Source organism: Rhodococcus sp. 27YEA6, assembly GCF_044908235.1.
GTDB classification, from domain to species: Bacteria; Actinomycetota; Actinomycetes; order Mycobacteriales; family Mycobacteriaceae; genus Rhodococcus_F; species Rhodococcus_F qingshengii.
Genome location: NZ_JBIYCY010000076.1, coordinates 1 through 1,011 on the forward strand (window position 1 = coordinate 1; position 1,011 = coordinate 1,011).

A 1,011-nucleotide genomic window follows, 5' to 3' on the forward strand; every position below is an offset into this window, starting at 1 on the left:
GGGTAACGCAGCTGTCTGTCGAAGTGGGAGAGGGGCAGCTGCGTCGCGGGTTGCAGATCGTCAAGCCGCGGCTCTCGACGGCTCGTTGCGGTAACGCGACAGTCGGCCGTCGGTTCCGGTAAGCCGCCAGGACCAGAGGGTGAGCCGGGTGCGCATTCCGTTGGCGTCGGCGAGGCTCCGGACGTCTGCGCAGGACTCTGCAAGGAGTCGCCGGAAATCGGGGTTGCGCATCGAATAGGTCTCGCGCAGAACATTGCGGGGGATACCCAGCAACGTCGCGTCCTGCCGGCTCGGGACGACGATGGACCAAAACCCTATGCGCATGACTACAGGCGTGGTGAGGCCGAGTGCGAGGCGGTTGAATCGGCTCATGCGCGGAGCGTGATGGCGCAACCATGCATGGGCGAACCCGATGTGACGTGCTTCCTCGGCGAGATGGATCTGCATGATGCGGTCGGTGAGCGGGTGAATGCCACCGCCGCGCATGATGCTCTTCTGGATGTGGTCGATCGGCTCCTCTCCAGCGAGGATGATCTGAAAGAAGAAACTGGGCCACAGCGATCCCAGCGAACCGACCAGGGGGAAGGCCTTGACAAGCCACGTTGGGGCACCGTGGACCTCCGGAGCCACCCGGTTGGTGAACTCCTGAAACATCTGGATGTGGTGTGTCTCTTCGGTGAGTTCGTGCATGAAGTAGCGGAATTCGGGGTTCTCGTTCGCCAGGCCCATCAAGAACTGGGTACCGCCGAGAAGGAGCAGTTGCTCGAACTGGGAGCCGGTCTTTGTTATAGATGCGAGCCGAATCCGGGCAACCCGCCGTTGTTCCTGGGGTGAGAGCGCGCGGTACCAGTCGGTGTGGGACAAGGGGTCGACCGCGGGGAGTGTCCATCTTGGGTCGTCCGCGGGGGCGGCGAACTCGGGCGAATTCCAGGCGATGTCTTTGAACGCCTCGAAGTGGAGCCCTGTCGAGGATGCCTCGGACAGTGTGCGCAGAGTGTCGTGGTAATCGCG

At 62.9% G+C, this 1,011-nt stretch carries 1 protein-coding gene; it reads right to left on the reverse strand.

Annotated features, from left to right (window positions below; genetic code table 11):
* Positions 1-60: 60 nt before the first annotated feature.
* Positions 61-1,011: diiron oxygenase (locus ABH939_RS33185; protein WP_404650741.1), on the reverse strand; the 951-nt coding region annotated here is incomplete at its 5' end.